The following is a 19,268-nucleotide window of genomic DNA, read 5'->3' as shown; positions in this document are numbered from 1 at the left end:
TTACAATCCGTTTTGAAATAATTTGAAGAATGCAATTTATTTCCCTGATTCAGCTACTTGATCACCAGAACCGGGCAGGAGGCGATGTGCAGAACCTTGTGAGTTACGCTGCCTACGACCAGGCCTTCAAGGTCGGATTTTCCTTTTGAGCCCATTACAATGAGGTCACAGCCTTCTGTTTCTGCAACAGATTTAATGACTTTGGCAATTGACCCTCCAATGATTTTTTCATCAAATTCAATGTTTTTAGCTTTAAGTACAGCGCTGTGCTTTTCAATTATTGCATAGGAAGCACGGGTGGCGTCATCAATAGCCTTCTGAAAATTTGGTTCTCCCAATCCAGTAGGAACAGGACGATGGCAGTGAAGCAGAACGACCTTTGCTTCTGACAATTCGGCAAGAGATGATCCATAGTTTACAGCACTGTCGGAGTGTCTTGAGTCATCAACGGGAATCAGTATTTTTGAAAATATCATCTTTTAGTCTCCTTGTTTTGGTCACATTACTCCAAGCTAAGCCCAGTCGCAACAAGTCCGGTTAAAAATAGATGGCATTGGGCTGAATGAACATTAACTTGATTGACTGAACGTTCATTCAATAAGCTTTTTTCTGAAAAACAACTTCACTTGCAGCGTAATTTTATGTCGCAATATCAAATTTAACTATTTGTTTTTAAAGGTTAAATTTAATTAAGAAGAAATTTAAAAATTAATGTCCAAAATAAGTTGACAGAGAGCATGATTGAACGTAGATACTATCTTCAGTTGACGTCGCTCTGAAAACGAGTTCAGAGGAGATGTCCTCAAGGGTAGTTGTTGGCTGATGCCGTCGCACAGTTCCTTGGCTGAATGACTGTAGGGGTCTAACAAGACAAGTATGAACAACCTCGGCAGAGAGACTGAACCACAATTCACTGCAGCAACCCTTTGAGAGAATCACTCTGGCGCACTTGATGGGGAAGCCCGCATCTCTCCATTCAAATTGCAGGACTGAAACCATGATCTTTACAGAAAATTTCTGGCGCACGAGCCGACCATCAGTTCGGGCGTATGATTTTCTCGGATCATAAATGAGTAAAACCACCTTCCGTTTCCATTCCTTAAAGCATAGGCCCCTCCAATCGGAGGGGCTTTTGTTCTTTTAAGAGAAATGATTGAATGTACGGTTGCTGAATGTAACGGTTTGTTTTCCAATACTATTCAGCATTGAGGTGCAATCACTTTGTCTGTTGACCTTTAATTGGGTTTTCCGTAACAATATTGTTTTACGTTGATCTGTAAAATAGCTGAAATAAAGAGTTGTTGTTATGACCAAAAAGGATACGGTATTAAAAGCCGCCAAGGAATTGTTCGGTGAAATGGGATACAGCGGAACAACCTTCAAAAAAATTGCGGACCGTGCCGGGGTGGCTGTTGGACTTCTGTCTCACCATTACGGCAACAAGGAAAAACTTTTTCGGGCCGCAGGCTTTGATGTTGCAGAAAGGTTGAGTCTTGCCTTGCAGGATGAAATAGTACAGGCTGAAACTGGCTATGATGCTGTTATAAGGTTCGCACGCCGCTATCTTGAATTTTCAATCGATCCCGACGAAGATTTCCTTGTCTTGATCAGGTGCTCTCCGTTTAGCGACCTGAAGACCGGTGCTGACAGAGATGCGATGGTACACAAGTTTGCCCAGATCCCCATGCTTTTGGAAAACTGTGTTGCCCGCGGAGTTCGGGATGGGTCCATTCCGAATGTTCCGGTTCCGGAGACCTCTTCAGTTGTGCTTTGCAACCTTGTCGGTGCGGTCAGAACAAAACTTCTTACTCCGTACAGCCCCCCGAAACTCTACGATGAAGCTCTTAATTTCATTAAACGGGCGTTGAAGGCATAGTTGTTTTAGATATTATTTTGGTTGTATAATTTTGAATTTTCAAGGCTGTCTTTGCTAAAGGCGGCCTTTTTTATTGTTAAAAGACATCTTTTTGATGATGATTTGCCAGTCAATTAGTTTAATTGAATCAACTGATCGATTTTAAATCTGAAAAGCAGGTAGAGCGTTTTTATGTCTTTCTATGCAAGAGCTACAATTACTTATTTTGTGTTCTATTTGTATATCCGGCTCTGGATATGCAGAATGCTTGCCGACAACCCAAAGATAAAACGAGGGGTACTGCTGGCGACCGACCTGATGACTCTGTCTTTACCAGTGACAATTTTCTTTCGGGCTGATCTGCCATATCTGCTGAAAATAATCATGCAGGGAGCCGGGTACAGCTGGGCCGCCATCATTGCCTGCATGGTTCCCATTGGGCTCTGTTTTGAGCCAATCCGATTAGGGCTAAAACTTTTGGGAAACGGTTTCAGGCTGCCACGACTGAAAATTTTTGCGGTGCTCTGTCTTGTTTCTGCCTTTATGGCTATCGGAGGATACATAAATGCGACCTCGCCAATCGTGAAGGAGTTAGAATATGATTTTACGAATGGAAACAAAAATGCTTCAGAGTACCGAGTAGTTGCATTTACAGATTTGCACGCTGGAAAACTCATGACCCCGGACAGGGTAGGGGCGATTGTTAATATGGTGAACGCCCTCAAACCGGACGCGGTTTTGATGGTGGGAGATATTCTGGATGATTTTGATGCAGAATATACAGGTTCTGCGGATGAGCTTTCCAGAATTAAGGCTCCGCTTGGCAAGTTCGCAGTCCTAGGAAATCATGAGTATTATCTTGGAGAGAACTGGTCGAAGCGTTTACTCCAAAAGCAGGGGATAACAGTGCTGAGCGACAGCTACGCTGTGGTTGATGGAAGCCTTATGCTTGTAGGGCGAAATGACTATGCTGCCCCGATCAGAAATGGGAACAGGGTAAATCTTGAAACAATTATTCCTAAAAATAACAAGCTTCCGGTCATATTACTCGACCACACCCCACGAGAACTTGACAACGCGCAAAATGCAGGGGTAGCCCTGCAGATTTCCGGACACACCCATAATGGTCAACTATTTCCGTTTAACTACGTAGTTGAACGCTTATATGAGAAGAAATACGGAACCTACAGGAAAAACGAAACCAACTACTACATAAGCTGTGGGGCCGGTTTTTGGGGACCGCCCATGAGAACAAACAGTAGGCCGGAAATACTGCTCATGAAAATAACACTATAAAAGGCTTAACCTCTATTTTGAGGAGAGGATAAACATTAAAGGCCATTGCGAATCAGCTTCGCAATGGCCTTCTTAATTTAGGAAATGACTTTCCTGAAACCCGGAGTTGTTTATTTCAATTTACTGGTGATGTTATTCTTTATCCAGGTTCCATCCCACCATTCTACCGGGTTAACCGGAATGCCAGAGCAGATTACGCCGTAGTGCAGATGGTCTCCCCCGGCCATTCCGGTCGCGCCTGTCTTTCCGATGATCTGTCCGCGTGCAACCATGTCCCCAGGTGCGACATCCATCTGACTCAAATGAGAGTAGAGGGTTTGCAGTCCCATTCCATGGTCAATAATTACTGCATTACCGTAAATACCGAAGTCCGAAGCGGCCAGAACCACACGTCCGTCATTAGCAGCAGGAACAGGAGCATTACGGATGCTGGCAAGGTCAATTCCAAGGTGTGTCTGTTTATCGATTTCCTTCCCATTGTGGAAATAGCTGCGTCTATCACCGAAACCGGCACGGTTTGCAGCGTTTGGCAGCCTGAGAAAACTGTCTTTAAAAAGGAAGTTCGGAGCGGTTTCCTTGGCAATACGGTGCAGCTCAGCACGGTTTTTTACACGCAACTCCCGATTGACCTTGAGGAACAGTTCAACCTGACTCGGAACGCCCGGAAAATCAGATTCAAACTGAGGCATTTTGCTGTTCAAAAATCTATCCGAAATATTGATATTGTCATGCCTGTACTTGCGGCCGTTGGCATGGAACCAGAAAGTGCTTTTCCGTTTATTGGCTGCGGCATCTTCAGCAATCAGCACCGGGTTGAAATCTTGAACTTCTGTGTAGTAGGGCATTGCAAAAAGGGCTGCATATGATCCATCAACCTGCTTGAATCCGGGAAAAAAGTCTTCACCGACTTCAACACCGGTTTTAACGGGATCTTCATTGACATTGTATACAACAAGTGCGCAACCACCCTGATTGAGGTTGTGTGTGCTCGTCTGTACTGTGATCTTGGGGGCGATGGTATCAAGCGTATACTTGCCACGAGCAATAACTGCATTGCCACTGCCGAAACCGGCCAGAGAAGTGTCTACAGCCCATACTGCAATTTCAAAATCACCTTCTTTAATCTGCTTTTTCTTAATCAGAATATCTTCGTTATAATCGAAGGTCTCCTTAGGTAATGTCTTTTCGGTCAGAGTAAGCTTGTTCTCTCCTTGAATTAAAACGACTTTCACAGCTTTAATTCCGGACTGCGGATCACTTATGTTGATATTGATCGGCGTTTCATAAGTAATAAATCCTTTTTCGGGCGACAGAGTCAATTGTGGAGCAGTTGTATCTTTGTACAAAAGGTATGCTCCAACAGCCAGAACAGCGATCAAAATGATTAGTATGATAATTTGTCCGATGCGATTTTTCTTCCGTGTCATTGTCAATCCTTGTGATTAGGTCGGGTGATTCCGATACCTTTATTGTTCTAAATCGCGGTGAGCATAACAACAAATATTGCCATGATTCAATATACAACATTGTAAAAGTTGTTTTTGTCTATGGCTTATATAGATAAAAACTATGAGTAACTCAATTTTGTATCACTTATTGTTGACGTAAAACTCTGTACTGTGTATGTGAATTAAAAAAATATCGTCGCCGTGGCGGTTTTTTTTCTTAAGTAAGGACAGTGCCTTACACGCCGGCAACCACCAAGGAGGTAGGGATGAGTTTGACCAGGCGAGATTTCGTGAAAATGTGCACAGGAACTGTGGCTGGATTTGGGATTTCCCAGATGTTCAACCCCAGTGTAGTGCATGCACTGAAAAAATTTATACCACATGTTTTCTGGCTGCAGGGACAGGGCTGCACCGGATGCTCGGTATCTATTCTGAACTCAGTGCACCCCTCTATCGCAGAGGTTTTGCTGGATGTAATCACTCTTGATTATCACCCGACTATCATGGGTTCCGAAGGCCATGAGGCCTGGGGTCATATGATGGATGTGGCTAAAGATCAGAAGGGTAAATACATCCTTATCGTTGAAGGAGCCGTTCCCACAGCTGAGAACGGACATTTCTGTATCGTCGGAGCTGACGCCAATCACAAAGAATACGCAATGAGTGAGGCCACCCTTGAGATGGCCAAAAACGCTGCTGTTGTTGTGAACGTTGGAACATGTTCAGCATACGGCGGTATCCCCGCTGCTCAAGGAAACCTCACCGGCTCCATGTCTGTGACCAATTTCCTTGCAGAAAACGGAGTGAAGACACCCGTAGTAAACATTCCCGGCTGCCCCCCGCATCCTGACTGGATGGTGGGAACTCTCGTTGTTGCAATCAATGCAATCGAAGAGAAGGGGCTGCAGGGCGGTCTGGCTGAAGTCGTCACCATTCTTGATGATGTTGGTCGGCCGAAACCTTTCTTCGGTGAAAACATCCACGACAACTGTCCCTATCTGGAGCAGTTCGAACAGGATGCTTATGCTGACATGTTCACCGACCCGGTTAAATGTCGTTATGAATTGGGCTGTAAGGGTCCCAATGCCAACTCCGACTGCTTTAAACGCAAATGGAATGGCGGCGTAAACTGGTGCGTTGAAAACTCAGTATGCCTTGGCTGTGTAGAACCGGGATTCCCGGATGAAATGTCCCCCTTCTACGAAGCCGGTTAACCGGAAAAAGGAGTACTAATCCTTATGTCTTCAGAATCTCATGCACCCGCCGCTAGCAAGGACGGGAAACTTAAGATTGCCATTGATCCGGTAACTCGAATCGAAGGTCACCTCAAAGCTGAGGTTGTTGTTAAAGACGGTAAAGTTGTGGACGCATGGCTCTCCGGCGGCATGTATCGCGGCTTTGAGAACATCCTGGTAGGACGCGATCCCCGTGACTCCGCCCAGTTGACTCAGAGACTCTGCGGCGTTTGCCCCACAGCTCACTCCACTGCTTCTACCCGTGCACTTGACGATGCTTTCGGTGTAAAACTGACCACTAACGGTCGTCTCACCAAAAACCTAATCTTCGGTGCCAACTACCTGCAGTCTCATATTCTGCATTTCTATCATCTCGCAGCTCTGGACTTCGTACGCGGACCCGGCAAAGCTCCATTTGTCCCCCGTTTCGAACACCCCGACCTGCGTCTGGATGAAAAAACCAACGCCGTAGCTGTTGACCAGTACGTCAAGGCTCTCGAAATCCGCCGCATCTGCCACGAAATGGTAGCTCTGTTCGGTGGCAAGATGCCTCACATTTCCGGTCAGGTTGTCGGTGGCGCCACTGAAATTCCTACACAGGAAAAACTGGCTGAATACGCAAGCCGCTTCAAACAGGTTCAGCAGTTCATAGCTGAAACCTACGTACCCACCGTTTACCTGATCGGTTCCGTATACAAGGATCTGTTCAAAATCGGCGGCGGCTTCAAGAATGCCATGGCATTCGGTGTATTCCCCATGGACGATGCAGAGAACGAATTCCTCCTGCCTTCCGGTGTTTACGTCGACGGCAAGGATGAAAAGTTCGATCGCAACCTCATCAAGGAATACGTCAAATACTCCTGGTACACTGATGAGTGTTCAAACCTGCATCCGAGCAAGGGTAAAACCATTCCTGACGTGCACAAAAAGAACGCCTACAGCTTCTGTAAGGCTTCCCGTTACAACAACAAATCTGTTGAAGTCGGTCCTGCAGCACGTATGTGGATCAAGAATCCCGAACTCAGCCCCATGGGTCAGAAGCAGCTCAAGGATCTCTTCGGCGTCGAAGCCAAGATGTTCCGCGATCTGGGTGCCGACATGGTATTCTCTCTTATGGGCCGTCACGTTGCCCGTGCAGAAGAAGCATACCTCGTTGCCAACGCCATTCAGGATCACTGGCTCAAGGAAGTTAAGCCCGGCGAAGAAACCTACGTCAAGGCTACCATTCCCCAGTCTGCTGAAGGCATCGGTCTTACCGAAGCTCCCCGCGGATCACTGCTGCACTACATCAATATCAAAGACCAGAAGACTGCGAATTACCAGATGATTCCCGCAACTCTCTGGAACAGCGCACCTCGTGACGACAACGGTCTTCGCGGTACCATTGAAGAAGCTCTGATTGGTACCCCCGTTCCGGATCCGAAAAGCCCTGTCGACATATCAAGGATCATCAGATCCTTTGATCCGTGACTTGGCTGTGCCGTGCACGTGCTGCACGCAGAGACCGGTGAAGAACACGTTGTTCACGTTGGAGAAGGCTGCTAGGTTATATATATCTGGAAACCTGTGCAGATGGCCGCAAGGCCCGACTCCTGAGCGTTGACACGTTCTGATAAACAGATAAAGCTCCCGGATAACGGATTCATTTCCGGAATCCGGGAGTATTTTTTTAAAGGCCTTCGGCTGAAAAGAGTTTATTCCACTGTCTCCATCCCTTAAGCGAGCGGAAAGACCACTTGCCTATCGGCTGGTGTATGAACACCAAAATCTTTACCAAGGCTTTACTACTGGTGATATCTTATTGTGCGGTTCTGGATTTTTTTGAGCTATGCACAAAATAAATTTTAGGTGGAAGGGCTCTCTTTTGATAAGCAACTAATTCGGACTCATGAGAGCAGAAGCGCGGCAGAGATCAAGATAGCCATCGTTCATCTGGTCCAACTGAAGCCTCCCGCAAGGTTGCCGGAAATATTTTGAATTAAAAGCGCATGTGTGTATAATTTCACGCCCCGCAAGTCCAGCGAAGGCACCGAACGCACATGCTTTGTAAGGGACTGATAATGAAGAAATTACTGGTGTTAGGTATTGGAAACATCCTGCTCGGCGATGAAGGATTCGGGGTTCATGCTGTAGAAGAACTGAAGAAAGAGAATTGGCCTGAATTCGTCCATCTTGTAGATGGTGGAACCTTCACTCACGATATTTTTCACATTCTCGAAGGGTATGACGGGCTTCTGGTACTGGACATCGTCCACGGCACCAGGGAACCTGGAACTATCTATTATCTTGAAGAAAAAGACATCATTCAGAATGACAAGCAACGCCTCTCCCTGCATGACATTGACCTTGTTGACTCCCTGAACATGGCAGGGGCTATAGGCAAACGTCCGGAGATGCGCATTCTTGGAATGGAGCCGGAAAACTACACCGACTGGTCCATGGAAATGACAGATACATGCAAGGCCGTTTTTCCTCAATTCGTCGAGAGGGCTCGTCAGGAAATCAAACGCTTTGTTGAAGAATTTGCGCAGTAGGGCGATTCAGGATCAATAATACAAAAAAACAAAGGCCCGCTCCTGTTTGAAACGGCCCTTTGTTTTATTTACAATGATAGGATCGAAATTTTTGTAGAGCTAAAACTACCCGTTTTCCAAAGCCTCCATCAGACTGATAGTCAGTTTCAGGAAATCAGCTTCTGTCAGGATGCCCTCAAGGCCGTTTTTATCATTTACAACAGGCAGACAGCCGTACTTGTGGTTCAAAAGAAGATACGCCGCGTCTTTCAGCAGGGTGTCCTTATTCACAGTCTTAATACCGGTCTGCATAATTTCGCCGATTGGTATCCCGGAATCAATTTCGCCTTGAGTCGCAGGATCAATATCTGCAAGTTGCGAGATGGTGGCTCTCAATATGTCACGATGGGTGATCAGCCCGATGAATTCCCGATTTTCATTAACTATGGGTATGTGACGAATTCTCTGCAGGTCCATTAGCGAGCGTGCCATTTTCAGGTTGTCATCTTTATTTAGTGTGAACAATTCTTTCGTCATAAGATCATCAACTTTCAGCATGATGGGCCTCCTTTTTTCTTATCTATAATGTCTCTTTATGTCGCATTTGTGTCAAGTGCAGAGACGCTAAAAACAAGTTTAATCCCCATTTCGGGCCATTCGGGTTGACTTGACCGCTAAAATCTGATTTGCAACTGCAAACAATGAATTATCGTGGGGATTTTTCTGCGATAAATCTTGTAAATAAATTCAGCGCCGTTCGGAAAGAACTGAATCTCGGCGTTGACGGGGGATAAGTGCGTATAGATCCGAAAAGATCACGTTTGAAGATGGTTGAAGAGCAGATTGTGGCCCGCGGAGTTTCAGACAAGGCTGTTCTTGATGCCATGAGGAAAATTCCGAGACACCTTTTCGTGCAGGATGCTCTGGCTTCGCGCGCTTATTCGGACAGTGCTTTGCCCATAGGTGAAGGGCAGACTATTTCCCAGCCTTACATTGTAGCTTTTATGTCCGACCTTCTTCAGATTGAACCCGGCCACAAGGTGCTTGAAATCGGCACCGGCTCCGGATATCAGGCAGCTGTGCTGGCTGAGATGGGTGCGGAAGTATTTACAGTAGAACGTATCCGTAAGCTCTTTCTGGCAGTGCGTAAGCTGCTTTTCGATATGAGATATTTTAATATCCAGCTCAAACTTGATGATGGGACGATGGGCTGGCCGGAACACGCCCCCTACGATCGCATCATCGTTACAGCCGGTGGCCCGGAAATTCCGCAATATCTTGTGGATCAGTTGGCTGACGGAGGAAGGATGGTCATTCCCGTGGGCGGACAGAAGAGGATGCAGAGACTTATGCTGGTCACAAAGCATGACGGTAATATAGAAACGACTGACATGGGCGGCTGCGCTTTTGTCGATCTGGTTGGCAAGCAGGGCTGGTAGCCCGGAAACTACGGGGAAATTGATGAATATTCTTCAGGCCTGGAAAAACGGCCCCGGTCCGGATTCATTAAAGGATTACCTTATCCTCGTCGGTAAGGGCATTTGTATGGGAATTGCGGACATTATCCCAGGTGTATCCGGCGGAACCATGGCCTTCATCACCGGAATATACGGCAGTCTGATTGATGCCATCCGTTCATTCAACGGAGTTTTCTTCAAAAAATTGCTCAAACTGGACCTGGTGGGAGCCGTTGCCGAGGCTCATCTTAAATTTCTGTTGCCGTTGCTTTTCGGCATACTCGCCGCCATGGTATCAGTTGCAAATCTGATCCACCACCTGCTGACAGATTATCCCGTTCAGATCTGGTCTCTTTTCTTCGGCCTGATAGCAGCTTCCATTCTGGTGGTTGGAAAAAGGGTAGGGGAATACAATTTCAAAAACATTTCCGCCTGTGTTGCTGGGGCAGTGTTCAGTTTTGTTCTGGTAGGACTCATTCCCGTTACAACCCCGGATACGTTGTGGTTTGTATTCTTTTGTGCCTGCATTTCCATCTGTGCAATGATTCTGCCCGGTATCAGCGGGGCTTTCATTCTGCTCCTGCTGGGTAAATATGAATATATCACCGGAGCCCTGCGTAATCCGGCTGTTCCTGAAAATGCCGCTATTCTTATCGCTTTTGTATGCGGCTGTGCTGTTGGAATTTCAATGTTTTCTCGTGTGCTTCATTATTTTCTTGAGAAGCATCACGCTGTAACCGTCAGCGTTCTCACCGGATTCATGGCCGGGGCCATGCGAAAAATCTGGCCGTGGAAAGAAGTTCTGGACTCGGTCGTAATAAGAGGCAAAACCCATGTGTTGAGCGAAGCAAACGTGCTTCCTCCTGCAATTGACGGTGAATTTGCAATGGCAGTACTGCTCATGCTTGCGGGTTTTGCAGCAGTGATTATCTTGGAATGGGTTTCTTCAGCCAGAGAGAGCTGAAGTTGAGTGGGGAATATTCCCCTTTCGTTAATATACAACAAAGGCATAGTTATGAGTTCATCATGCGGTTCCTGCTCTTCCGGGGGCAAGGGCGGAGATAAGAAGGCAAGTGCTGCACATGCGCTGCAGAACGAGCTGATCTCCTCAACCCTCCAGAAGATCAAATACAAAATTTTCGTAATGAGCGGAAAAGGCGGCGTCGGCAAAAGTTCCGTAGCGGTCAACATTGCTGCGGCACTTGCAGACAAGGGCTTCAAAGTCGGTATTCTTGATGTCGACATTCACGGCCCCAGCGTTCCCCACCTGCTTGGTATTACCGGTCAGCTGGAAGTTGAACGCGGTAATCTTGTTGTTCCCAAGAAGGTCAACGACAACCTGCATGTGGTATCCATGGAATCCCTGCTCAAGGACCCGGATCAGGCTGTCCTGTGGCGCGGCCCTATGAAAACTTCAGCCATCAGGCAGTTTATTTCCGACGTGACCTGGGGCGAGCTTGATTTTCTCGTTGTAGACTCCCCTCCGGGTACCGGCGATGAACCTATGACTGTACTCAAGACCATCCCCGAATCCCTTGCGGTTGTGGTAACCACCCCGCAGGAGATTTCTCTTGCCGATGTGCGTAAGGCCATCAATTTCCTGCAGTACGCCAAGGCTAACATCATGGGTGTGGTCGAGAATATGAGCGGGCTTGTCTGCCCCCATTGTTCCGAGCGCATCGACCTGTTCAAGAAGGGCGGAGGCAAGGAACTGGCCGAAAAATACGGCCTGCCTTTCCTCGGTGCTATCCCTCTTGACCCCACAACAGTGGTAGCAGGGGATCTCGGAAGGCCTGTAGTCCTTCTGGAAGAGGATTCCCCGGCCAAAACAGCATTCCGGGAAGTGGCCGACCGCATTGCTGAAGCAGCTGCCAGCAGCCTTGAAATAGCTTCCAGCACCCATACCTAAGATATACCGCCGATTTTATCGGCGGTTTTAAATTGCCGGGTTGACATCCTGTCCGCCTGAGCAGACAATCTAGCTGCATCAACGGGGGCCGCCGTAAACGGTTCCCCGTTTTTCAGAAGTACAGGTATCAGGGTGAATCCATCCTGACTGAACTAATTTTACGACCCCGGGATATTCAATGTTCAATCTTGCCAATACGCTTACCCTTGGACGCATCTTTGCTGCCCCCCTCATTGTTATTCTCCTCTATTATCCGAACAAATTGACTATGTTCCTTGCGGCATTTGTCTTCTTCCTGGCCTCTCTCACCGACTTTTTCGACGGATACATAGCCCGGCGCAGCAATCAGGTCACAAATCTCGGTAAATTTCTGGACCCTCTCGCGGATAAGCTGCTCATCTGTTCCACACTGATAATGCTCAGCTACCTCGGATACGTAAGCGGATGGATCACAGTCGTTATCGTATGCCGCGAACTTGCTGTTACAGGCCTGCGCGCTATTGCTGTGGATATGGGCCTCGTTCTCGCTGCGGACAAATTCGGCAAACTGAAAACCGTGATGCAGAGCTTCGCCCTCGGACCGCTTCTGCTTCATTTCCCTTACTTTGGTATCGATATGCACCAGCTCGGTACGGTTATTCTTTACATTGCACTGTTTTTAACTGTATTTTCAGGTGCTAATTATATGTACAATTTGCACAAAGTCTGGTTAACTAACGAATAAATTTTATTTTGCTAATTAATCAGCACAGGTGGATCATGGACAGCCACGAACGACAAAATCTCAGGATCAGGCTTAACAATTGCCTTGAGACGATTCTGGAGCTTGAGCAGGAACTCGAAAAACTTGACTTGAGCCGTAATTTTATTGCCGAACTCGAGGTTCTTAAGGGTTTCATGAGTAAAATGGAAAAAATTCAGGTTAGTGAGGATGAGGTCGCAAGGATCGAATCCGCCACAGGAAATTTTTTGCAGGAACTCAAACTGCCGCTCGCGCAGGCTGAATCCGACCGAAAAATGTTCATGCGCCTGCAGTAGGAGAATTCATGCTGCGGCGCAGGGTTTTACTTGGACTACTGGTTATCATAAACCTCGTACTTCTTATTCGGCTTGGCCTTAGTGAACAGGGCCTGTTCGGTTATCTGGAGCTGGATGAAAAGGTAAATGAGCTGGAAAAAAAGATTCAAGCGGCTGACAACCGTACGATGGAACTCAGCCTTGAAATACGGCGTTTGAAAACAGATCGTGCCTATCAGGAAAAGATCATCCGCAGTCGGATGAACTATGTTAAGGAAAATGAAATACTGTATATCTTTCCGGAAACCGGGAAAATAACCGATCAGGGAGCAGGTGCAGATGCAAAGCAAGATTGAGTGGTATCAGGAAGTTCTGGCCCTTGAACCTAGCTCGAAAGTCTTTTTTCCCCTTGCCCGACTGTATGTTGAAATGGGCAACCATGAAAAGGCGGTAACCACTCTTAGGATGGGACTTGACCGCCATCCTGATTATCTTGAAGCCCGGCTTCTTCTGGTGGAGACTCTTGCCCGACTGGGCCGCGATTCTGAGGCCAAAGCGGCTGTAACGCCGTTGACCCGCCTGTTTTCCTCATACCCCTCATTCTGGAAGATGTGGGGCGATTCTGTTTCCGATGGCAACTCTGATGTTGCTGGAGCCATGTCGTTCCTTTTTTCTGCCCTGCATGGTTCCCCCATATCATGGTCCGATGTTATGGCCGAAGGCATCAAACAACTGACTGGGGCTCCCGTATCTTCGGGAACAAAGAAAAAAAACACTCAGACTTCCGCACCTAAATACCGCGAAGTCTTTGACGAGCAGGCTTCATTTCAGAGACCCGAGCCTGAGGCAGACGGTGAATATCTTACCCGTGAAATTGCTGAGGCTGTGGCTAGAACCTCTACCGATTCTCTGGCAGATGAAGAGCTGACCAGCCCGAAAGTCATGAAGAGCCTCAAGACCAGAACCATGGCTGATGTTCTGGCAGCACAGGGTGACTATGAAGGCGCTCTCGACATCTACCGGGAACTTCTTTGTAAGGCCGGGGACGAGGAAAAGGAAGTTCTGCTGAAATACATGGCTGAAATTTCAGAAAAAATAAGCCACAACAATTCCGAAGTTGATGACGCAGACGATGAAAGCAGGGACCCGTACTACAGGCATGCCAAAAGCAAACTTATGAGCACACTTGAACTTCTGGCCGGTCGTCTTGAGGCCCGTGCCAACCGTTAATTAAGTCTGACGAACAAAATATTCAATCAATATCACTGAATGGAGTGCCGCGTTCTACGTGGCACCCGGGTTTTTATATGAAATTAAGACATGCAGTGCGTGTTGCCGCACTTTTTTCTTTTGCCGTTATGCTCACATTGGCATCCGGTTGTGAATACGGAAGTAAAGTCTGGCACGATACCCAGAACTACGTAGACCCGAACCCTGAAATTAATTTAAAAAATCCGGGAATCCAGAATCCCGACGACAACAAGCTGGCACTTCTTTTCACGCCTGTTGATGAAAAAATTCTGTCTCTCATTAACCAGCTCAGTACTGTCGACACCCATCCCGATGAGAACTGGTTCAAACTCCTTTTTATGCGTTACCCTTGGATAAGCGGGGTTATGACTGTGGATGAGGAGGCAAGTATTCTGGTCAAGCTGCCTGAAACAAGTATCAAGCCCTTCAAGCCCGGACCACTGGTAGAATATGAAGGGGACTGGTCGGAAATCAACCTCAAGTCTTTCATCAGTTATTCCGAATTCGGCCCGGAAATGTATCTTTGCACCCCGTTTTTTAAAGATGCCGAATTCAGGGGGCTGGTCGTAGTTCATTTTGATCCCCGTATCCTACTTAATTTCTGCCCTGCTCCGCAGAAACTGATCATCATGCAGCCCGACGGTGGGGGAGTGTGGAGCGGATCAGAAAATGTCAACAAAGAAGCTCTGCTCAAGATTGACTGGGATACTCTGCTTGACGCACAGGTTCGAGGAGTGGTTACTGTTGATGGTGTCCGCTACGTCTGGCTTTCCCGCTATGTAGGAGACACCCAGATTGTCTATCTGACTGAAGCAGTCTCCAAAGCTGAAGATGAAGACGATGGATTTCTCTTTTTTTAAATTATAGTTAGGCCTCGTTCTCAATTTCTGATATTAGAGCTTTATACTTCCTGATAAATTGCGCAGCAGGGACATTCCTAAGGAGGATCAATGACCCAGCAGATTACAGTTACCGAGCACCTGTTACTGCATCAAAAACAAATTCCCGGAGCGACAGGCCAATTTACCCGTTTATTCAACGAACTGGTCCTTTCAGCGAAAATCATCTCCCGCGAGGTAAACAAGGCCGGTCTGGTCGATGTTCTCGGTTTTACTGGAGAGGTGAACGTACAAGGAGAAGAAGTAAAGAAGCTTGATGAATATGCCAACAGAATCCTGATTCACCGCATGGCCAGATCCGGAGTGCTCTGCGCCATGGCATCCGAGGAAAACGCTGATCTCATTGAGATTCCGCACGGGCTACCGCAGGGTAACTACATAATTATTTTTGACCCGCTGGATGGATCGTCAAACATTGACGTCAACGTGAACATCGGGACAATTTTTTCCATTTACCGCCGCAAAAGCAAACTGGGAACCCCGGTTCAGTCTTCTGATGTGCTGCAGGCCGGAGCAGAGCAGGTGGCCGCAGGGTATATCCTTTACGGTTCTTCAACCATGTTTGTATTTACCACCGGAGACGGAGTTCATGGTTTTACCCTTGACCCCGGAGTAGGAGAGTTTCTGCTATCCCACCCCAATATAAAGATACCGGATACCGGTAAAATATATTCTGTAAATGAAGGGTACTGGCCATATTGGAGTGAAGCGACCAAAAAAGTTATCAACCACTTCAAATCGTATGATAATATCCACGGAAAGCCCTACAGTCTTCGCTACATAGGCTCACTCGTTGCAGATTTTCACCGTAATCTTATCTACGGCGGCGTTTTTATGTATCCTGCTGATCATCGTGATCCTGTGAAGCCCAGAGGTAAGTTGCGTCTTATGTGCGAGGCCTCGCCCATGGCCATGTTGATAGAACAGGCCGGAGGGCGGGCCACAGACGGCACCAAACGGATACTCGATATCGTTCCCGACCACCTGCATCAGCGGGTCCCCCTTTTCATCGGTTCCAGGCACGAAGTAGATACAATCAGTGCTATATATAAGGAGCACGAAGGTTAATGCTTTGTCTTGGTATTGAGAGCTCATGTGATGAAACAGGGCTCGCATTGGTTCGTGATGGAAAGCTTCTAGCTGAAAAGTTGGCATCGCAGGTTGATGTTCATGCTGTTTTTGGTGGGGTCGTACCGGAGATAGCCTCTCGTGAGCACCTAAGGGTTCTGCCGGTCCTCCTGACAGAATTACTGAAAGAGCAGCAGCTTACCATTCAGGATGTCGACGTTGTGTCAGTGGCCAGAGGGCCGGGCCTGCAGGGATGCCTGCTGATGGGGTTGAATTTCGCCAAGGGTCTTGTGCTTTCCACTGGCGCAAGGCTGATCGGGGTAAACCATCTCTGGGCTCACCTGACTGCTGCAGGACTTGAACAGAAGCTTGTTTTCCCGTCCCTGGGACTGCTTGTTTCAGGCGGGCATACCCACATTTATCTTATCGAAAGCCCGTTGAAGTTCACCCTGCTGGGCCGCACATTGGATGATGCAGCCGGAGAGGCCTTTGACAAGACGGCGAAATCTCTCAACCTGCCTTATCCCGGTGGAAAACTGGTTGACGATCTTGGCAAGCTCGGCACTGTGGATAAAAAGTTGTTCCCTGTTCCATACGTCAACAATGACAATCTGGATTTCAGTTTCAGCGGCTTGAAAACCGCAGTGGCCACATATGTGAACAGCAATCCACAGCTCCGTATGGATATAATGGGCATTCCAGATCCATCTGTTGAAGGAATTGAACTCTCCTCGCAGCGAAATGACATGCTGGCTTCATTTAATTACACTGTAGCCCGCAAACTCCAGATAAAGATTGAAAGGGCGCTTGAACGCAATCACGGCATAAAGTCGCTCATAGTTGCCGGAGGCGTAGCCGCCAATTCCGTTGTACGGCGTGTGATGTCCAGAGTTGCAGGACGATCTTCGATTCCACTGGTGCTTCCATCTCTTCATCTGTGTACAGACAACGGCGCAATGATAGCTTACGCGGGCTACCTGATGGCTGAAGCCGGTTGCAGGCACAATCTTGACCTTGAGGCAATTCCGCGCGGAAGGGTGGTTCCTTCCGACTGGATATGTGACAATTGATTACTCAACTAGATGTTGCAAATGCACCGAAGGAAAGTTAGTATTCAATTATACTGAACCGTATATATACGTCCAACGCCTTGACACCGGGACTTACGGCACTTATTTTCAAAAAAATAAAAATGCGGCTTACCTAGCTGCGTCACGTTAAGTAGAGAAATCAATGGGCTTTTTGATTTAAGCTCAACCACCTGAATACTGTAACAAGGAGAAAATCATGGCTTTGCAGGTATCAGATTCCAATTTTCAAGAAGAAGTTCTCAATAGCGACAAGCCTGTTCTGGTAGATTTCTGGGCACCGTGGTGCGGTCCCTGCCGGGCAATGGGTCCTGTCATTGATGAGCTCTCCGAAGAGTATGCAGGTCAGGTGAAAATCTGCAAAATGAATGTGGATGACAACCCCGCTTCCCCCGGTAAGTACGGTATTCGTGCTATCCCCACCCTTATCCTTTTCAAGGATGGAGAAGTAGTGGACCAGACCACCGGTGCAGTATCCAAAAGCAGCATTAAGGAAATGATCAGCAGTAAGGCTCTGTAAAACATGAAGTCTTATGACGCCGTAGTCATTGGGGGCGGCCCTGCCGGAATGGCGGCCGCCCTTTATCTTGCGAGGGCAGGAGTTAATTTTCTTGTCGTTGAAAAGATGACTCATGGCGGACAGATGCTCCTCACCGACGAGCTAGAAAACTATCCTGGGTTTCCAGACGGGATTAAAGGATACGAACTTGCGGACAGGATGGCTGAGCATGTTAAAAAGTATGATTTTGAACACCGCTACGCTGCCGTTGAAAAAATTATTCCGGGCAAGGAACATCATCAGCTAATTATTGAAGGAGAGACAGTTCAAAGCGAAGTAATAATTATTGCTTCCGGAGTCTCGTTCCGAAAACTTAAAGTTCCAAATGAAGAAAAATTTCTTGGGCGCGGAGTATCCTACTGCGCCCTTTGCGACGGCAATTTTTTCAAAAACAAAGTAGTTGCTGTTATCGGGGGCGGTAATTCAGCCCTTGAAGAGTCAATCTACCTGTCCAAACTAGTCAAGAAACTCTACCTGGTGCATCGCCGGGATCAATTCCGCGCCGACAAGGTTTTTCGCGATAAATGTCTCGACAACCCGGTCATTGAACCTGTACTGAATTCCGTGGTTTCTAAAATTGTTGGGAAAACTGAAGTTGAAGGTGTTGAGCTCTTCAATACCGTTGACAATAGTTATTCAGTGCTGGATGTGGACGGTGTGTTCATCTTTGTCGGATTCAATGCTGTATGCAGTTTTTTCCCTGACGAACTTGAACTGGACCAGCTAGGTTTCATTAAAACAACCTGCGAAATGGAATCCTCAATTCCCGGAATCTTTGCTGCCGGGGATATAAGATCTAAAAAATGCAGGCAGATTGTCACTGCAGTAGGTGACGGAGCGACTGCGGCCACAGCGGCCTACGCTTATCTGGAACATAAATAATGCGAATCAGAATTTTATCTATTGTTTTAGCTTCATTTCTTATTTTGAGCGTCAGCGGATGCGGTATTATCGACTACTATTTTCTGCCCAAACCGGAAGATACGGCTCAGGAACTATACGAGGCCGGTGTCGAATCAATGAAGGAGAAGGACTACTATGATGCGTCCCAGTATTTTTCAAAACTGAAGGATCGCTATCCCTTCAGCCCTTATACTGTAAAGGCTGAAGTCAGCCTTGGTGACGCCTATTTCCTTGATAAAAAATACTTCGATGCATCAGAGGCTTATAAGGAATTTGCGGCCCTGCATCCTGGGAATGAAGAAATTCCTTATGTCCTGTTTCAGATAGGATTGAGCAATTTCAATATATTCAGCTCAATAGATCGTCCTCAGTCAAACATAACCGAAGCCCTGGAATATTTTTACAGGGTAGAGGAAGGTTACCCGGATACTGAGTATGCAAAGACATCAAAAGAATATATAGTCAAATGTCGCAGGACCCTTGCTGATCATGAACTCTATATAGCCGACTTTTTCTGGCGTTCTGAAAAATACGGTTCTGCCTGGAAGCGTTATGCTTACGTTGTCAGAAGTTTCAAGGATCTTCCCGATGTTCAGAAATATGCCATGAAACAAGCTGAAATGGCTTATTATGAATACCAGAAAACTCTTTCACAGGAAGAACGGGAAAAATTGCAGGGAAGCTGGAAAGAATTGTTCAAGTGGTTGTAGTATCAATTTTTAACGATTATACAGAAGACCCGGCAGACACTTATCTGCCGGGTCTTTTTA

21 protein-coding genes are annotated in these 19,268 nt (G+C 47.0%); 18 read left to right on the top strand and 3 right to left on the bottom strand.

Annotated features, from left to right (window positions below; all coding sequences use genetic code 11):
- Window positions 1-53: 53 nt before the first annotated feature.
- Window positions 54-476, bottom strand: coding sequence for a universal stress protein (locus N7E73_RS18265; RefSeq protein WP_432736361.1), 423 nt, complete (start codon window positions 474-476; stop codon window positions 54-56).
- 830 nt (window positions 477-1,306) lie between these two features.
- Here N7E73_RS18265 and N7E73_RS18260 point away from each other — a divergent pair.
- Window positions 1,307-1,876, top strand: a complete 570-nt coding sequence (locus N7E73_RS18260; RefSeq protein WP_432736360.1) for a TetR/AcrR family transcriptional regulator — start codon at window positions 1,307-1,309, stop codon at window positions 1,874-1,876.
- A gap of 243 nt (window positions 1,877-2,119) precedes the next feature.
- A complete protein-coding gene (locus tag N7E73_RS18255) occupies window positions 2,120-3,151 on the top strand; it encodes a metallophosphoesterase (RefSeq protein WP_432736359.1) in 1,032 nt (343 codons plus the stop codon).
- Window positions 3,152-3,261: 110 nt separating this feature from the next.
- On the opposite strand, the gene N7E73_RS18250 is transcribed toward N7E73_RS18255, so the two are convergent.
- Window positions 3,262-4,383 carry a M23 family metallopeptidase gene (locus N7E73_RS18250; RefSeq protein ID WP_432736358.1) on the bottom strand — a complete coding sequence of 374 codons (1,122 nt, stop codon included), beginning with the start codon at window positions 4,381-4,383 and terminating at the stop codon, window positions 3,262-3,264.
- A 482-nt stretch (window positions 4,384-4,865) separates the two neighbouring features.
- Here N7E73_RS18250 and hysB point away from each other — a divergent pair, with 482 nt between their 5' ends.
- The 3 genes from hysB (at window position 4,866) to hysD (ending at window position 8,368) form a co-directional block, all read left to right on the top strand.
- A complete protein-coding gene (gene hysB, locus N7E73_RS18245; protein WP_432736357.1) occupies window positions 4,866-5,813 on the top strand; it encodes a NiFeSe hydrogenase small subunit in 948 nt (315 codons plus the stop codon).
- A gap of 24 nt (window positions 5,814-5,837) precedes the next feature.
- On the top strand, window positions 5,838-7,379 hold the full coding sequence (gene hysA / locus N7E73_RS18240) for a NiFeSe hydrogenase large subunit HysA (RefSeq protein WP_432736356.1): 1,542 nt from the start codon (window positions 5,838-5,840) through the stop codon (window positions 7,377-7,379).
- A gap of 515 nt (window positions 7,380-7,894) precedes the next feature.
- Window positions 7,895-8,368, top strand: coding sequence for a NiFeSe hydrogenase maturation protease (hysD, locus tag N7E73_RS18235; protein ID WP_432736355.1), 474 nt, complete (start codon window positions 7,895-7,897; stop codon window positions 8,366-8,368).
- 105 nt (window positions 8,369-8,473) lie between these two features.
- Here hysD and N7E73_RS18230 read toward each other — a convergent pair whose 3' ends face one another.
- Window positions 8,474-8,905: a CBS domain-containing protein gene (locus tag N7E73_RS18230; RefSeq protein ID WP_432736354.1), complete on the bottom strand. Its 432-nt coding sequence runs from the start codon at window positions 8,903-8,905 to the stop codon at window positions 8,474-8,476.
- Between the two features lie 236 nt (window positions 8,906-9,141).
- Here N7E73_RS18230 and N7E73_RS18225 point away from each other — a divergent pair, with 236 nt between their 5' ends.
- The 13 genes from N7E73_RS18225 (at window position 9,142) to N7E73_RS18165 (ending at window position 19,208) form a co-directional block, all read left to right on the top strand.
- A complete protein-coding gene (locus tag N7E73_RS18225; RefSeq protein WP_432736353.1) occupies window positions 9,142-9,786 on the top strand; it encodes a protein-L-isoaspartate(D-aspartate) O-methyltransferase in 645 nt (214 codons plus the stop codon).
- A 22-nt stretch (window positions 9,787-9,808) separates the two neighbouring features.
- Window positions 9,809-10,768, top strand: coding sequence for a DUF368 domain-containing protein (locus tag N7E73_RS18220; RefSeq protein WP_432736352.1), 960 nt, complete (start codon window positions 9,809-9,811; stop codon window positions 10,766-10,768).
- Between the two features lie 51 nt (window positions 10,769-10,819).
- Complete coding sequence (locus N7E73_RS18215) at window positions 10,820-11,713, top strand: P-loop NTPase (protein WP_432736351.1); 894 nt, start codon at window positions 10,820-10,822, stop codon at window positions 11,711-11,713.
- 178 nt (window positions 11,714-11,891) lie between these two features.
- Complete coding sequence (gene pgsA, locus N7E73_RS18210; protein WP_432736350.1) at window positions 11,892-12,437, top strand: CDP-diacylglycerol--glycerol-3-phosphate 3-phosphatidyltransferase; 546 nt, start codon at window positions 11,892-11,894, stop codon at window positions 12,435-12,437.
- Window positions 12,438-12,472: 35 nt separating this feature from the next.
- Entirely contained in the window at window positions 12,473-12,751 is a 279-nt protein-coding gene (locus N7E73_RS18205) for a hypothetical protein (protein WP_432736349.1), read from the top strand.
- Window positions 12,752-12,759: 8 nt separating this feature from the next.
- Entirely contained in the window at window positions 12,760-13,086 is a 327-nt protein-coding gene (locus N7E73_RS18200; protein ID WP_432736348.1) for an FtsB family cell division protein, read from the top strand.
- The gene (locus N7E73_RS18195; RefSeq protein WP_432736347.1) at window positions 13,070-13,960 is read left to right on the top strand and encodes a tetratricopeptide repeat protein; all 891 of its coding nucleotides are present in this window, start codon (window positions 13,070-13,072) and stop codon (window positions 13,958-13,960) included. Before N7E73_RS18200 ends, N7E73_RS18195 begins: the two co-directional genes overlap by 17 nt.
- Before the next feature lie 77 nt (window positions 13,961-14,037).
- On the top strand, window positions 14,038-14,841 hold the full coding sequence (locus N7E73_RS18190) for a hypothetical protein (RefSeq protein WP_432736346.1): 804 nt from the start codon (window positions 14,038-14,040) through the stop codon (window positions 14,839-14,841).
- Window positions 14,842-14,931: 90 nt separating this feature from the next.
- The gene (fbp, locus tag N7E73_RS18185) at window positions 14,932-15,948 is read left to right on the top strand and encodes a class 1 fructose-bisphosphatase (protein WP_432736345.1); all 1,017 of its coding nucleotides are present in this window, start codon (window positions 14,932-14,934) and stop codon (window positions 15,946-15,948) included.
- A complete protein-coding gene (tsaD, locus tag N7E73_RS18180) occupies window positions 15,948-17,018 on the top strand; it encodes a tRNA (adenosine(37)-N6)-threonylcarbamoyltransferase complex transferase subunit TsaD (protein ID WP_432736344.1) in 1,071 nt (356 codons plus the stop codon). The genes fbp and tsaD overlap by 1 nt, the downstream gene beginning before the upstream one ends.
- A gap of 217 nt (window positions 17,019-17,235) precedes the next feature.
- Window positions 17,236-17,556: a thioredoxin gene (gene trxA / locus N7E73_RS18175; protein ID WP_432736343.1), complete on the top strand. Its 321-nt coding sequence runs from the start codon at window positions 17,236-17,238 to the stop codon at window positions 17,554-17,556.
- 3 nt (window positions 17,557-17,559) lie between these two features.
- Window positions 17,560-18,477, top strand: coding sequence for a thioredoxin-disulfide reductase (trxB, locus tag N7E73_RS18170; RefSeq protein WP_432736342.1), 918 nt, complete (start codon window positions 17,560-17,562; stop codon window positions 18,475-18,477).
- Window positions 18,477-19,208: an outer membrane protein assembly factor BamD gene (locus tag N7E73_RS18165; protein ID WP_432736341.1), complete on the top strand. Its 732-nt coding sequence runs from the start codon at window positions 18,477-18,479 to the stop codon at window positions 19,206-19,208. Before trxB ends, N7E73_RS18165 begins: the two co-directional genes overlap by 1 nt.
- The last annotated feature ends 60 nt before the right edge of the window (window positions 19,209-19,268 follow it).

This window comes from Maridesulfovibrio sp. FT414 (genome assembly GCF_050916235.1).
Classification (GTDB): Bacteria; Desulfobacterota; Desulfovibrionia; order Desulfovibrionales; family Desulfovibrionaceae; genus Maridesulfovibrio.
This window is presented reverse-complemented; position numbering and strand designations above follow the sequence as displayed.

Bases quoted from the DNA above. Each gene is read 5' to 3' on its own strand.
- N7E73_RS18265 (WP_432736361.1), bottom strand. From the start codon at position 476: ATGATATTTTCAAAAATACTGATTCCCGTTGATGACTCAAGACACTCC.
- N7E73_RS18260 (WP_432736360.1), top strand. From the start codon at position 1,307: ATGACCAAAAAGGATACGGTATTAAAAGCCGCCAAGGAATTGTTCGGT.
- N7E73_RS18255 (WP_432736359.1), top strand. From the start codon at position 2,120: ATGCTTGCCGACAACCCAAAGATAAAACGAGGGGTACTGCTGGCGACC.
- hysB (WP_432736357.1), top strand. From the start codon at position 4,866: ATGAGTTTGACCAGGCGAGATTTCGTGAAAATGTGCACAGGAACTGTG.
- hysD (WP_432736355.1), top strand. From the start codon at position 7,895: ATGAAGAAATTACTGGTGTTAGGTATTGGAAACATCCTGCTCGGCGAT.
- N7E73_RS18230 (WP_432736354.1), bottom strand. From the start codon at position 8,905: ATGCTGAAAGTTGATGATCTTATGACGAAAGAATTGTTCACACTAAAT.
- N7E73_RS18220 (WP_432736352.1), top strand. From the start codon at position 9,809: ATGAATATTCTTCAGGCCTGGAAAAACGGCCCCGGTCCGGATTCATTA.
- N7E73_RS18215 (WP_432736351.1), top strand. From the start codon at position 10,820: ATGAGTTCATCATGCGGTTCCTGCTCTTCCGGGGGCAAGGGCGGAGAT.
- pgsA (WP_432736350.1), top strand. From the start codon at position 11,892: ATGTTCAATCTTGCCAATACGCTTACCCTTGGACGCATCTTTGCTGCC.
- N7E73_RS18205 (WP_432736349.1), top strand. From the start codon at position 12,473: ATGGACAGCCACGAACGACAAAATCTCAGGATCAGGCTTAACAATTGC.
- N7E73_RS18200 (WP_432736348.1), top strand. From the start codon at position 12,760: ATGCTGCGGCGCAGGGTTTTACTTGGACTACTGGTTATCATAAACCTC.
- N7E73_RS18195 (WP_432736347.1), top strand. From the start codon at position 13,070: ATGCAAAGCAAGATTGAGTGGTATCAGGAAGTTCTGGCCCTTGAACCT.
- N7E73_RS18190 (WP_432736346.1), top strand. From the start codon at position 14,038: ATGAAATTAAGACATGCAGTGCGTGTTGCCGCACTTTTTTCTTTTGCC.
- fbp (WP_432736345.1), top strand. From the start codon at position 14,932: ATGACCCAGCAGATTACAGTTACCGAGCACCTGTTACTGCATCAAAAA.
- tsaD (WP_432736344.1), top strand. From the start codon at position 15,948: ATGCTTTGTCTTGGTATTGAGAGCTCATGTGATGAAACAGGGCTCGCA.
- trxA (WP_432736343.1), top strand. From the start codon at position 17,236: ATGGCTTTGCAGGTATCAGATTCCAATTTTCAAGAAGAAGTTCTCAAT.
- trxB (WP_432736342.1), top strand. From the start codon at position 17,560: ATGAAGTCTTATGACGCCGTAGTCATTGGGGGCGGCCCTGCCGGAATG.
- N7E73_RS18165 (WP_432736341.1), top strand. From the start codon at position 18,477: ATGCGAATCAGAATTTTATCTATTGTTTTAGCTTCATTTCTTATTTTG.